Origin of the sequence: Thalassospira sp. UBA848 (genome assembly GCF_002295455.1) — a bacterium.
GTDB lineage: Bacteria > Pseudomonadota > Alphaproteobacteria > Rhodospirillales > Thalassospiraceae > Thalassospira.
Genome location: NZ_DBGS01000049.1, coordinates 1 through 10,251, shown reverse-complemented (window position 1 = coordinate 10,251; position 10,251 = coordinate 1). Strand labels below are relative to the sequence as shown.

The 10,251-nt window shown below is 55.1% G+C and carries 22 protein-coding genes; all 22 read left to right on the top strand.

The annotated features are described in order from the left end of the window. Positions 1 to 159 precede the first annotated feature (159 nt). Positions 160 to 468, top strand: coding sequence for a 30S ribosomal protein S10 (gene rpsJ, locus B2R48_RS06425; RefSeq protein WP_008892173.1), 309 nt, complete (start codon positions 160 to 162; stop codon positions 466 to 468). A gap of 16 nt (positions 469 to 484) precedes the next feature. Beyond that, entirely contained in the window at positions 485 to 1,201 is a 717-nt protein-coding gene (rplC, locus tag B2R48_RS06420) for a 50S ribosomal protein L3 (protein ID WP_213472375.1), read from the top strand. 5 nt (positions 1,202 to 1,206) lie between these two features. After that, a complete protein-coding gene (rplD, locus tag B2R48_RS06415; RefSeq protein WP_008892175.1) occupies positions 1,207 to 1,827 on the top strand; it encodes a 50S ribosomal protein L4 in 621 nt (206 codons plus the stop codon). Beyond that, entirely contained in the window at positions 1,824 to 2,126 is a 303-nt protein-coding gene (locus B2R48_RS06410; RefSeq protein WP_062953730.1) for a 50S ribosomal protein L23, read from the top strand. The genes rplD and B2R48_RS06410 overlap by 4 nt, the downstream gene beginning before the upstream one ends. A gap of 4 nt (positions 2,127 to 2,130) precedes the next feature. Next, the gene (gene rplB / locus B2R48_RS06405; protein WP_062953731.1) at positions 2,131 to 2,958 is read left to right on the top strand and encodes a 50S ribosomal protein L2; all 828 of its coding nucleotides are present in this window, start codon (positions 2,131 to 2,133) and stop codon (positions 2,956 to 2,958) included. 16 nt (positions 2,959 to 2,974) lie between these two features. Further along, positions 2,975 to 3,253: a 30S ribosomal protein S19 gene (gene rpsS, locus B2R48_RS06400; RefSeq protein WP_008892178.1), complete on the top strand. Its 279-nt coding sequence runs from the start codon at positions 2,975 to 2,977 to the stop codon at positions 3,251 to 3,253. A 2-nt stretch (positions 3,254 to 3,255) separates the two neighbouring features. Next, entirely contained in the window at positions 3,256 to 3,636 is a 381-nt protein-coding gene (gene rplV / locus B2R48_RS06395) for a 50S ribosomal protein L22 (RefSeq protein ID WP_062953732.1), read from the top strand. Continuing rightward, on the top strand, positions 3,636 to 4,322 hold the full coding sequence (gene rpsC / locus B2R48_RS06390; protein ID WP_062953733.1) for a 30S ribosomal protein S3: 687 nt from the start codon (positions 3,636 to 3,638) through the stop codon (positions 4,320 to 4,322). The genes rplV and rpsC overlap by 1 nt, the downstream gene beginning before the upstream one ends. 12 nt (positions 4,323 to 4,334) lie before the next feature. Further along, positions 4,335 to 4,754, top strand: a complete 420-nt coding sequence (gene rplP / locus B2R48_RS06385; protein WP_033067183.1) for a 50S ribosomal protein L16 — start codon at positions 4,335 to 4,337, stop codon at positions 4,752 to 4,754. Between the two features lie 6 nt (positions 4,755 to 4,760). Next, entirely contained in the window at positions 4,761 to 4,961 is a 201-nt protein-coding gene (rpmC, locus tag B2R48_RS06380) for a 50S ribosomal protein L29 (RefSeq protein ID WP_008892182.1), read from the top strand. A 26-nt stretch (positions 4,962 to 4,987) separates the two neighbouring features. Further along, complete coding sequence (gene rpsQ, locus B2R48_RS06375; RefSeq protein ID WP_008892183.1) at positions 4,988 to 5,221, top strand: 30S ribosomal protein S17; 234 nt, start codon at positions 4,988 to 4,990, stop codon at positions 5,219 to 5,221. 34 nt (positions 5,222 to 5,255) lie between these two features. Continuing rightward, entirely contained in the window at positions 5,256 to 5,624 is a 369-nt protein-coding gene (gene rplN, locus B2R48_RS06370; RefSeq protein WP_033067181.1) for a 50S ribosomal protein L14, read from the top strand. After that, on the top strand, positions 5,624 to 5,941 hold the full coding sequence (rplX, locus tag B2R48_RS06365; protein WP_008892185.1) for a 50S ribosomal protein L24: 318 nt from the start codon (positions 5,624 to 5,626) through the stop codon (positions 5,939 to 5,941). The genes rplN and rplX overlap by 1 nt, the downstream gene beginning before the upstream one ends. Before the next feature lie 11 nt (positions 5,942 to 5,952). After that, a complete protein-coding gene (gene rplE, locus B2R48_RS06360; protein WP_062953734.1) occupies positions 5,953 to 6,492 on the top strand; it encodes a 50S ribosomal protein L5 in 540 nt (179 codons plus the stop codon). A 13-nt stretch (positions 6,493 to 6,505) separates the two neighbouring features. Next, positions 6,506 to 6,811, top strand: coding sequence for a 30S ribosomal protein S14 (gene rpsN / locus B2R48_RS06355; RefSeq protein WP_033067178.1), 306 nt, complete (start codon positions 6,506 to 6,508; stop codon positions 6,809 to 6,811). A 12-nt stretch (positions 6,812 to 6,823) separates the two neighbouring features. Then, complete coding sequence (rpsH, locus tag B2R48_RS06350) at positions 6,824 to 7,222, top strand: 30S ribosomal protein S8 (protein WP_062953735.1); 399 nt, start codon at positions 6,824 to 6,826, stop codon at positions 7,220 to 7,222. Between the two features lie 12 nt (positions 7,223 to 7,234). After that, positions 7,235 to 7,771 carry a 50S ribosomal protein L6 gene (gene rplF, locus B2R48_RS06345; protein ID WP_062953736.1) on the top strand — a complete coding sequence of 179 codons (537 nt, stop codon included), beginning with the start codon at positions 7,235 to 7,237 and terminating at the stop codon, positions 7,769 to 7,771. Between the two features lie 11 nt (positions 7,772 to 7,782). Next, a complete protein-coding gene (gene rplR / locus B2R48_RS06340; RefSeq protein WP_008892190.1) occupies positions 7,783 to 8,136 on the top strand; it encodes a 50S ribosomal protein L18 in 354 nt (117 codons plus the stop codon). An 11-nt stretch (positions 8,137 to 8,147) separates the two neighbouring features. After that, positions 8,148 to 8,723, top strand: a complete 576-nt coding sequence (gene rpsE, locus B2R48_RS06335) for a 30S ribosomal protein S5 (protein ID WP_033067174.1) — start codon at positions 8,148 to 8,150, stop codon at positions 8,721 to 8,723. Between the two features lie 6 nt (positions 8,724 to 8,729). Continuing rightward, positions 8,730 to 8,924 carry a 50S ribosomal protein L30 gene (rpmD, locus tag B2R48_RS06330; protein WP_007091489.1) on the top strand — a complete coding sequence of 65 codons (195 nt, stop codon included), beginning with the start codon at positions 8,730 to 8,732 and terminating at the stop codon, positions 8,922 to 8,924. A 29-nt stretch (positions 8,925 to 8,953) separates the two neighbouring features. Then, positions 8,954 to 9,439: a 50S ribosomal protein L15 gene (rplO, locus tag B2R48_RS06325; protein ID WP_062953738.1), complete on the top strand. Its 486-nt coding sequence runs from the start codon at positions 8,954 to 8,956 to the stop codon at positions 9,437 to 9,439. An 80-nt stretch (positions 9,440 to 9,519) separates the two neighbouring features. Continuing rightward, positions 9,520 to 10,251 (top strand): preprotein translocase subunit SecY (locus tag B2R48_RS06320; RefSeq protein ID WP_296998855.1); only part of this gene is annotated, 732 nt, incomplete at its 3' end.

The following is a 10,251-nucleotide window of genomic DNA, read 5'->3' as shown; positions in this document are numbered from 1 at the left end:
TACCGTCGGCGCGGGCGTTGTTGCCAAGATCATCGAATAATTTTTCTCTTGATCTTTGTGAAGCGGGCGGCTATTTAAGCCGCCCGCAACACTTTTGCGGCAATCGTCAACTCCAGTTGAGGGGCCGGTGTCCTTTTGAGGGCTCCGGTACATAATTACATGGATAGTCAGAACATTCGCATTCGCCTCAAGGCGTTTGACCATCGCGTGCTGGATCAGTCCACGCGTGAGATCGTCAATACGGCGAAGCGCACTGGCGCAGAGGTCCGCGGCCCGATTCCGCTGCCGACCCGCATTGAAAAGTACACTGTTCTGCGGTCTCCGCACGTGAACAAAAAATCACGCGAACAGCTCGAAATCCGTACGCACAAGCGTCTTCTCGACATTGTCGACCCGACCCCGCAAACCGTCGATGCTCTTATGAAGCTCGACCTTGCGTCCGGTGTCGATGTCGAGATCAAACTTTAATCGGGAGTAAGCCGCAATGCGTAGTGGACTTATTACCCAGAAGGTCGGTATGACCCGTATCTTTAACGATGACGGTTCCCACCTTCCTGTAACCGTTCTGAAGGTCGAAGATCTTCAGGTCGTCGCCAACCGTACCAACGACACCGACGGCTACGTCGCTGTTCAGCTTGGTTATGGCAAAGCGAAAGTGAAAAACGTATCCAAGCCGATGCGTGGCCACTTCGCCAAAGCCAAGGTTGAGCCGAAAGCCAAACTTGCTGAATTCCGCGTTAGCGAAGACGGCCTGATTGAAGTTGGTGCAGAACTTGCTGCAACCCACTTCGTTGAAGGCCAGTACGTTGACGTAATCGGCACGTCCATCGGTAAAGGTTTTGCCGGTGCGATGAAGCGTCATAACTTCGGTGGTCTGCGTGCGTCGCACGGTGTGTCGATTTCGCACCGTTCGCATGGTTCCACTGGTCAGTGCCAGGACCCGGGCCGCGTCTTCAAAGGTAAGAAGATGGCTGGTCACCTTGGTGCCGCACGTGTGACTGTTCAGTCCCTTAAAGTCGTGTCTTCGGATGCCGACAAAGGTCTGATCCTGATCCACGGTGCAGTCCCTGGTCACAAGGGTGCCTACGTCCTTGTTAAGGACTCTGTGAAGCGTGCTGCACCGGAAGGTCTTCCGTTCCCGGCTGCGCTCAAGGGTGCTGCCCCGGCTGCTGAAGAAGCTGTCGCCGAGGATAAGGAATAAGCATCATGAAGCTCGACATTCTCAAACTTGACGCTTCCAAGTCCGGTAAGATTGATCTTGCAGAAGACATCTTTGGCCTGGAAGTACGTCGCGACGTCCTGCACCGTATGGTGAACTGGCAGCTGGCAAAACGCCGTGCCGGTACCCACAAGGTAAAGGAAAAGTCGGAAGTTTCCGCAACCACGAAAAAATTCGTGCGTCAGAAGGGTAGTGGCGGTGCACGTCACGGTTCCCGTAAAGCCGCACAGTTCCGTGGTGGTGGTACCGTGCACGGTCCGCGCGTTCGCGACCACGCACACGATCTGACCAAGAAGTTCCGTAAACTCGCGCTGAAAACCGCTCTGTCGGCCAAGGCAAAAGACGGTAAGCTTATCGTTCTTGATAATGCGGAATTCTCGGACGCCAAAACCAAGAATCTGGTCGCAGTTTTCAATAAGCTCGGCTGGAAGTCTGCACTGATCATCGACGGTGCGCAGGTCAATGAGGGTTTTGCACGCGCAGCGCGCAACATCCCGCAGGTTGATGTGCTTCCGCAGATTGGTGCTAACGTCTATGACATCCTGCGCCGTGACACCCTGGTGCTGACCAAGGGTGCGGTCGAAGCGTTGGAGGCACGTCTCAAATGACGATCATCAGCAAAGAGCGGATGTACGAAGTCATCCGCGCCCCGCATATCACTGAAAAGTCGACGTTGATTTCTGAACACAACGCTGTTGCGTTCAAAGTCGCGATCGACGCCACCAAGCCGGAGATCAAGGCTGCTGTGGAAGGTCTGTTCGGGGTGAAGGTCAAGACGGTCAATACCTCTGTGGTAAAAGGAAAAACCAAGCGTTTTCGCGGTATTTCCGGTCGTCGGAGTGATTTCAAGAAAGCGATGGTTACCCTCGAAGAGGGCCAGTCCATCGATGTGACTACGGGAATCTAAGACAATGGCTTTGAAGAAGTTTAAACCAACCTCTCCTGGTCGCCGTCAGCTGGTTCTCGTGGATCGTTCCGATCTCCACAAGGGCAAGCCGATCAAAGCGTTGACCGAAGGTCTTCGCAAGAAAGGTGGCCGTAACAACACTGGTCGTATCACCGCCCGCCGTATTGGTGGTGGTCACAAACGTCGTTACCGTATGATTGACTTCAAACGTACCAAGTTTGATGTCGTCGGTACCGTCGAGCGTTTGGAATATGATCCGAACCGTACCGCGTTTATCGCACTGGTTCGTTATTCTGACGACGAATTGGCCTACATCCTCGCACCGCAGCGTCTTGCTGTTGGCGACAACGTTGTTGCCGCTGACCGCGTAGACATTAAGCCGGGTAACGCCGCACCGCTGAAGAACATTCCGGTCGGTACCATTGTCCATAACGTCGAACTGAAAGCCGGTAAAGGTGGCCAGGTCGCACGTTCAGCAGGCTCGTATGTACAGCTTGTTGGTAAGGACCAAGGTTACGCCCAGCTTAAGCTGTCCTCCGGTGAGGTACGTTTGGTTCGTGGTGAATGCATGGCTACCATCGGTGCCGTGTCCAACCCGGACCATCAGAACGCAAACCTTGGTAAAGCCGGCCGTAATCGCTGGCTTGGCAAGCGTCCTTCGGTTCGTGGCGTTGCCATGAACCCGATCGATCACCCGCATGGTGGTGGTGAAGGTCGTACATCGGGTGGTCGTCATCCGGTTACGCCGTGGGGCAAGCCTACCAAGGGCAAACGTACCCGCTCGAACAAAAAGACCGACGCGCTCATCATGCGCCGTCGTCACAAGAGCTAACGGAGGAGGCTAGACTATGGCGCGTTCCGTTTGGAAGGGTCCGTTTGTTGACGGATACCTTCTTAAGAAAGCCGATACTGTCCGTGCCTCAGGCCGGAATGAGGTAATTAAGACCTGGTCGCGGCGCTCGACGATTTTGCCGCAATTCGTAGGCCTCACCTTTGGGGTTTACAATGGCCAGAAATTCCTGCCGGTGCTGGTGACCGAAGACATGATTGGTCACAAGTTCGGTGAATTCTCGCCGACCCGTACCTACTATGGTCACGCGGCCGACAAAAAGGCGAAGAGGAAGTAACGATGGGTAAGAAAGCTGACATCCGTCGGCTGGCGGATAACGAGGCTGCGGCTTCGCTCCGGGCAGTACGCATTTCCCCGCGTAAGCTCAACCTCGTCGCCGAGTCGATTCGTGGAATGAAGGCAGAAGCTGCTTTGGCAGAGCTGACCTTCTCCAATAAACGCATTTCGCAGGACGTCAAAAAGCTGCTGGAATCGGCAATTGCTAATGCCGAAAACAACCATCAGCTCGATGTCGACCGTCTCTACGTTAAAGAGGCATCTGTTGGTAAGGCCTTCGTAATGAAGCGCTGGCGCGCCCGTGCACGCGGTCGTGTTGGTAAACTTCTGAAGCCGTTCTCCAACATGCGCATCGTAGTTTGCGAACGTGAGGAGGCCGAGTAATGGGTCAGAAAATCAATCCGATCGGTCTGCGCGTTGGCATTAACCGTACCTGGGATTCCCGCTGGTACGCCAACAAGTCCGATTTCGCTGGTCTTCTTCACGAAGATCTCGCGATCCGCAATTTCATCTTCAACCGTCTGAAACAGGCGGGTGTTTCGAAGGTGATTATCGAACGTCCGGCGAAGAAAGCCCGCATCTCGATCCACACCGCTCGTCCGGGCGTTGTGATCGGGAAGAAAGGCCAGGACATCGAGAAGCTCAAGAACGATCTGCAGAAACTGGCGAATGCCGAAGTGCAGGTTAACATCATCGAGATCCGCAAGCCGGAACTTGATGCCAAGCTGGTCGCTGACAACATCGCCCAGCAGCTTGAGCGCCGTGTTTCGTTCCGTCGCGCTATGAAGCGCTCGGTTCAGAACGCAATGCGTCTCGGTGCCGGTGGCATTCGTATCAATGCTGCTGGTCGTCTTGGTGGTGCTGAAATCGCTCGTACCGAATGGTACCGTGAAGGTCGCGTTCCGCTGCACACTCTGCGTGCGGACGTTGATTATGGCACTTCGGAAGCACACACCACCTATGGTGTTTGCGGTCTGAAGGTCTGGATCTTCAAGGGCGAAATCATGGCTCACGATCCGTTGGCTTCCGAGCGTAAAGCGCTCGAGTCGACCGGTTCAGGCCGTAAGTAAGGAGATCCAGATATGCTTTCTCCGAAACGTACAAAGTTCCGTAAAGCCCACAAAGGCCGCCTTAAAGGTGAGGCCAAGGGTGGCACGGACCTTAATTTCGGCGCTTATGGCTTGAAAGCCATGGAGCCTGAGCGTATAACGGCGCGTCAGATCGAAGCGGCTCGCCGTGCGATCACCCGCCACATCCGCCGTCAAGGTCGTGTGTGGATTCGCGTTTTCCCGGATCTCCCGGTCTCGCAGAAGCCTGCCGAAGTCCGTCAGGGTAAAGGTAAAGGCTCGCCTGAATATTGGGCGGCACGCGTTAAACCGGGTCGGATCATGTTTGAACTCGACGGTGTTCCGTTGGATCTTGCACGCCGTGCTTTCGAGCTGGCGTCGGCAAAACTGCCGATCAAGACCAAGTTTGTCACCCGTCTTGGTGAAGGGGAGTAATTAGTGATGAAAATTGCTGATCTCCGCGCGAAAAGCGCTGACGAACTGAAGCAGCTGCTTCTGGACCTGCGTAAAGAATCGTTCAACATGCGATTCCAGCAGGCTTCCGGGCAGTTCGAGAACACTGCGCGGGTCCGCCAGGTCCGTCGTGATATTGCCCGCATTAAAACCCTTCTCGGTAACGAGAAGGGTGCTACCGCGGCCTAACTGGACACGCAGAGGAGTAAACACACATGCCGAGGCGTGTATTGCAGGGGACAGTCGTTTCGACCAAAAACGACAAGACCGTGGTGGTCCGAGTGGAGCGCCAGGTCATGCACCCGCTGTATAAAAAGTACGTGCGTAAGTCGAAGAAATTCCACGCGCACGATGAAGAGAACCGCTTCAAAACGGGTGACGTTGTTCGCATTCGCGAATGCAAACCGATCTCGAAGTTGAAGTCTTGGGAAGTAGTGGTCGAGGAGTGAGTCCTCAGCCCAATCATAGTCAAGGGGTAAACCCATGATCCAGATGCAGTCCAATCTGGACGTCGCCGACAACAGCGGCGCTCGCCGCGTCCAGTGCATCAAGGTGCTGGGCGGCTCGAAGCGCAAAACCGCTCACGTTGGTGATGTTATCGTGGTTTCCGTCAAGGAAGCCATTCCGCGCGGTCGCGTAAAGAAGGGTGCAGTTCACAAAGCTGTCATCGTTCGCACCGCAAAGGAAATTCGTCGTGCCGATGGCTCGGCGATCCGCTTTGACCGTAACGCTGCCGTTCTCATTAATGCGAACGGCGAGCCGATCGGCACGCGTATTTTTGGCCCGGTAACCCGTGAACTTCGTTCGAAAGGTTACATGAAGATCATTTCGCTCGCTCCGGAGGTGCTGTAATGGCTGCCAAGATTAAAAAGGGCGATCGCGTCGTTGTTCTGACGGGTAAAGACAAAGGGAAAACCGGCGAAGTTCTCGCCGCTTTCCCGACCGAGAACAAAGTTCTGGTTTCGGGCATTAACCTGGTGAAACGTCACCAGCGCCCGACCGGTGCTGATGCTGGTGGCATCGTCGAAAAGGAAGCAAAGATTGCTGTTTCCAACGTCGCGATTGTTGACCCGAAAGAAAACAAGCCGACCCGCGTCGGTTTCAAGACCCTCGATGATGGTCGCAAGGTTCGCGTAGCGAAGCTCAGCGGCGAAGTCATCGACAACTGAGGGACGGAAAAATGACGCGCCTGCGCGAACATTACAAAGAAGTGGTGCGTGACGCACTCCAGAAGGAGTTCTCCTACGAGAACACCATGGAGATTCCGCGCCTCGAAAAAATCGTGATCAACATGGGTGTCGGTGACGCCACCCAGGATCGTAAGAAGCTGGAAGGTGCTGCTGCGGATCTCGCTGCCATCACCGGTCAGAAGCCTGTCTTCACCAAAGCGAAAAAGTCGGTTGCGGCTTTCAAGCTGCGTGAAGGTATGAACATCGGTTGTAAAGTGACCCTGCGTCGCGACCGTATGTTTGAGTTCCTGGACCGCCTGGTCTCCATCGCGCTTCCGCGCGTACGTGACTTCCGCGGCCTGAACAAAAAATCTTTCGATGGTCGTGGCAACTTCGCCATGGGCTTGAAAGAACAGTTCGTCTTTCCTGAGGTAGAGTACGACAAAGTCGACTCTGTTCGCGGGATGGATATCATCATTTGTACCACGGCTAAGTCCGACGATGAAGCTCTTGCCCTTCTTAAGGGTTTTGATCTTCCGTTCGGAAACTAACGGAGGTTGGCCCATGGCCAAGAAAAGCGCTGTAGAGCGTGAACTCAAACGTGAACGCCTGGCAAAGAAATATGCTGCCAAGCGTGCCGCCCTTAAAGCGGTTATCGCAAATCGCGAGACGACCCCTGAGGATCGTATCGTTGCTGTGATGAAACTCGCCCAGCTGCCGCGTAACTCGGCCCGTATCCGTCAGCGTATTCGCTGCCAGGTATCCGGTCGTCCGCGTGGTGTCTATCGCAAATTCCGCCTGTCCCGTATCGCCCTTCGTGAACTTGCTTCGCGTGGTCAGATTCCGGGCATGGTGAAGTCGAGCTGGTAAGGAGGACATCACATGTCGATGACTGATCCAGTCGGTGATATGCTCACGCGTATCCGCAACGGCCAGCGCGTTGGTAAATCCAGCGTCGTTTCGCCGGCTTCGAAACTGCGTACCGGTGTGCTGGATGTTCTCCAGCGCGAAGGTTATATCCGCGGTTACAACATTAATGAAATTCGCAAGGGCGTCAGCGAAATCACCATCGAACTCAAATACTTTGAAGGCGATGCAGTGATTAAGCAGATCGACCGCGTCTCGACCCCGGGTCGTCGTGTATACTCGAAGATCAAAGATCTTCCGAAGGTATATAACGGTCTGGGCATCGCAGTCCTGTCCACTCCACGAGGAGTTCTTTCGGATCAGGAGGCTCGCGAGCAGAATGTCGGCGGCGAAATCCTCTGCAAGGTATTCTAAGGAGGGCCAACGATGTCGCGAGTAGGAAAAAATCCGGTGGTCGTGCCTAACGGCGTTACCATCAACTTGACCGAACAGCAGATCAGTGCAAAAGGCAAGCTCGGTGAGCTTAACCTTCCGCTGAACAGTGCTGACATTTCCGTCACCCAGGAAGATAACCAGATCTGGGTGAAACCGAAAAACGATAGCAAGCGCGCGCGTGCCCTTTGGGGTACCACCCGTGCCAACATCGCGAACCTCGTTACCGGGGTCTCGGAAGGTTTCACCAAGAAGCTGGAAATCACCGGTGTTGGTTACCGTGCACAGGTTCAGGGCAAAAAACTTGTTCTGCAGCTTGGCTTCTCACACGACGTAGAAATGGAGATCCCTGAGGGTCTTAACGTCGTCGCTGAAAAGCCGACCCTCGTCGCCATTTCTGGCGCAGATAAACAAGTCGTCGGTCAGTTCGCTGCAAATGCACGCGGCTGGCGCGGTCCGGAGCCTTACAAAGGCAAGGGTGTCCGCTACGAAGGCGAGTATATCTTGCGCAAAGAAGGCAAGAAGAAGTAAGGACAGGCACGATGAAAAACGTGAGAAGCCTTTTCGAACGCCGCAAGCGTCGCGTTCGTTTTGCGATCCGCCAAAAAGCGGCCGGTCGCCCGCGCCTCAGCGTGCACCGTTCGAACGCCCACATCTATGCTCAGATCATCGACGACGTCAAAGGCACCACCCTGGTGGCTGCTTCGACGATGGAGAAAGATCTGAAGGCGAAAGGCAGCAATGCCGACGCCGCTGCTCTGGTCGGCAAGGCAATTGCCGAGCGCGCAGTCAAAGCTGGTGTGAAAACGGTCGTTTTCGATCGTGGCGGGTATCTGTTCCATGGCCGGGTGAAAGCTCTGGCCGATGCCGCCCGTGAGGGCGGTCTGGACTTCTAAGGAGCACGACCATGGCACGTAACCAGAATCAACAGCAGCAGGCGCCGAAAGCCCGTGAAGAAAACGAACTCGTCGACAAGCTGGTTGGTATCAACCGCGTCGCGAAAGTCGTTAAGGGCGGCCGTCGCTTTGCTTTCTCCGCAATGGTAGTTGTCGGTGACCAGCGCGGTCGCGTCGGATACGGCACGGGTAAAGCCCGTGAAGTTCCGGAAGCGATCCGTAAGGCAACCGAAGCTGCTAAACGTAACATGATCCGCGTTCCGCTGCGTGAAGGCCGTACCCTTCACCATGATACGCAGGGCCACTTCGGTGCAGGCAAGGTTGTCCTTCGCTCCGCACCGGCTGGTACCGGTATCATCGCAGGCGGTGCGATGCGTGCGGTTTTCGAAACCATGGGCGTTCAGGACGTTGTGTCCAAATGCACCGGTTCGAACAACCCGCACAACGTGATCCGCGCAACCCTTGACGCTCTGGTCAACGGTGCTTCTCCGCGTCAGGTCGCTGCTAAGCGTGGCCTGAAAGTCGGTGACGTCGTTGCCCGTCGCGATAGCGGTTCGGCTGCTGCCGCCGTTCTCGAAAAGGAGTAATTCGATATGGCTGCTAAGAAAAAAGCGACCGTACGCGTTACCCAGACGGGTTCGCCGATCGGACGTCCGGCTGATCAGCGCCAGACCCTCGTTGGTCTTGGCCTGAACAAACTGCACCGGACTCGTGAGCTGGAAGATACTCCGGCTGTTCGCGGTATGATCGCAAAGGTCAAGCACCTCGTCCGTGTGGACGAGGCTTGATTGACCCCAGATCGAAAAGGTGTTGAACGATGAAACTCAACGAACTCGCCGATAACCCGGGTGCCCGCAAGGCGCGCACCCGCGTCGGTCGCGGCATCGGTTCGGGCAAAGGCAAAACTTCTGGCGCAGGTCAGAAGGGTCAGAAGTCCCGTTCGGGTGTAGCCATTAATGGCTTCGAAGGTGGGCAGATGCCTATCTATCGCCGTCTTCCGAAACGCGGCTTCAAAAACCCGTTCAAGAAACAGTTCGGCGTTGTGAACCTTGGTACCCTTCAGACTGCCGTTGATAACGGTGTTCTTGAAGAAGGTGCAAATGTCACCGTCGCTGTTCTGGCGGAAAAAGGACTGGCCCGTCCGCAGAAAGACGGTCTGCGTCTTCTCGCAAAAGGCGAACTGAAAGCGAAACTGAACATCGAAATCTCCGGTGCTTCCAAAGCAGCTGTTGAAGCTGTTGAGAAAGCCGGCGGTTCGGTAAAGGTTCTTGCTCCGGTCGCTGCTGCAGAAACCGCAGAATAAGCCTAAATTGACTTCGCGAGGGTCCGGTTCCAGCACACGGGACCGGACCCTCCAGTTTATGTGTATTGGGAGATGAGTGCATGGCATCGGCCGCCGAGCAGCTTGCCGCGAACCTGAATTGGTCCGCTTTTTCAAAGTCGACCGAGCTTAAAAAGCGTATCTGGTTCACTTTGGGCGCGCTTATTGTTTACCGTCTTGGAACCTATATTCCGGTTCCTGGTGTTGACCCGTCCATTCTTGCTGACATTTTCCGTCAGAATGCGGGCGGCGTTCTGGGCATGTTTGACATGTTCGCCGGTGGTGCGCTGGGTCGTATGACGATCTTTGCGCTGAATATCATGCCGTACATCTCGGCCTCGATTATTATTCAGTTGATGACAACTGTTTCGCCAACCCTTGAGCAACTCAAGAAAGAAGGCGAACAGGGTCGGAAAAAAATTAACCAATATACCCGCTATCTGACGGTGCTGATTGCGACCGTGCAGGCGTGGGGCATTGCCGTTGGCCTTGAAAGCATGACCGGTTCATCCGGTGCTGCTGTGCCGGATCCGGGCATGTTCTTCCGTCTGACCGCGGTCATCACGCTTGTTGGTGGCACCATGTTCCTGATGTGGCTCGGTGAGCAGATCACCCAGCGCGGCATCGGTAACGGTATTTCGCTGATCATCTTTGCCGGTATTGTTGCCGGCCTGCCAAGCGCGATTGCAGGCACCCTTGAACTGGGTCGTACCGGTGCGATTTCTGCACTGGTTATCGTTGCAATCATCGTTCTGGCGATTGCGGTTATTGCCTTCATCGTCTTTGTTGAACGT

Excerpts from the sequence above, each read along its gene's own strand:
- rpsJ (WP_008892173.1), top strand. The coding sequence starts at position 160 with ATGGATAGTCAGAACATTCGCATTCGCCTCAAGGCGTTTGACCATCGC.
- rplC (WP_213472375.1), top strand. The coding sequence starts at position 485 with ATGCGTAGTGGACTTATTACCCAGAAGGTCGGTATGACCCGTATCTTT.
- rplD (WP_008892175.1), top strand. The coding sequence starts at position 1,207 with ATGAAGCTCGACATTCTCAAACTTGACGCTTCCAAGTCCGGTAAGATT.
- B2R48_RS06410 (WP_062953730.1), top strand. The coding sequence starts at position 1,824 with ATGACGATCATCAGCAAAGAGCGGATGTACGAAGTCATCCGCGCCCCG.
- rplB (WP_062953731.1), top strand. The coding sequence starts at position 2,131 with ATGGCTTTGAAGAAGTTTAAACCAACCTCTCCTGGTCGCCGTCAGCTG.
- rpsS (WP_008892178.1), top strand. The coding sequence starts at position 2,975 with ATGGCGCGTTCCGTTTGGAAGGGTCCGTTTGTTGACGGATACCTTCTT.
- rplV (WP_062953732.1), top strand. The coding sequence starts at position 3,256 with ATGGGTAAGAAAGCTGACATCCGTCGGCTGGCGGATAACGAGGCTGCG.
- rpsC (WP_062953733.1), top strand. The coding sequence starts at position 3,636 with ATGGGTCAGAAAATCAATCCGATCGGTCTGCGCGTTGGCATTAACCGT.
- rplP (WP_033067183.1), top strand. The coding sequence starts at position 4,335 with ATGCTTTCTCCGAAACGTACAAAGTTCCGTAAAGCCCACAAAGGCCGC.
- rpmC (WP_008892182.1), top strand. The coding sequence starts at position 4,761 with ATGAAAATTGCTGATCTCCGCGCGAAAAGCGCTGACGAACTGAAGCAG.
- rpsQ (WP_008892183.1), top strand. The coding sequence starts at position 4,988 with ATGCCGAGGCGTGTATTGCAGGGGACAGTCGTTTCGACCAAAAACGAC.
- rplN (WP_033067181.1), top strand. The coding sequence starts at position 5,256 with ATGATCCAGATGCAGTCCAATCTGGACGTCGCCGACAACAGCGGCGCT.
- rplX (WP_008892185.1), top strand. The coding sequence starts at position 5,624 with ATGGCTGCCAAGATTAAAAAGGGCGATCGCGTCGTTGTTCTGACGGGT.
- rplE (WP_062953734.1), top strand. The coding sequence starts at position 5,953 with ATGACGCGCCTGCGCGAACATTACAAAGAAGTGGTGCGTGACGCACTC.
- rpsN (WP_033067178.1), top strand. The coding sequence starts at position 6,506 with ATGGCCAAGAAAAGCGCTGTAGAGCGTGAACTCAAACGTGAACGCCTG.
- rpsH (WP_062953735.1), top strand. The coding sequence starts at position 6,824 with ATGTCGATGACTGATCCAGTCGGTGATATGCTCACGCGTATCCGCAAC.
- rplF (WP_062953736.1), top strand. The coding sequence starts at position 7,235 with ATGTCGCGAGTAGGAAAAAATCCGGTGGTCGTGCCTAACGGCGTTACC.
- rplR (WP_008892190.1), top strand. The coding sequence starts at position 7,783 with ATGAAAAACGTGAGAAGCCTTTTCGAACGCCGCAAGCGTCGCGTTCGT.
- rpsE (WP_033067174.1), top strand. The coding sequence starts at position 8,148 with ATGGCACGTAACCAGAATCAACAGCAGCAGGCGCCGAAAGCCCGTGAA.
- rpmD (WP_007091489.1), top strand. The coding sequence starts at position 8,730 with ATGGCTGCTAAGAAAAAAGCGACCGTACGCGTTACCCAGACGGGTTCG.
- rplO (WP_062953738.1), top strand. The coding sequence starts at position 8,954 with ATGAAACTCAACGAACTCGCCGATAACCCGGGTGCCCGCAAGGCGCGC.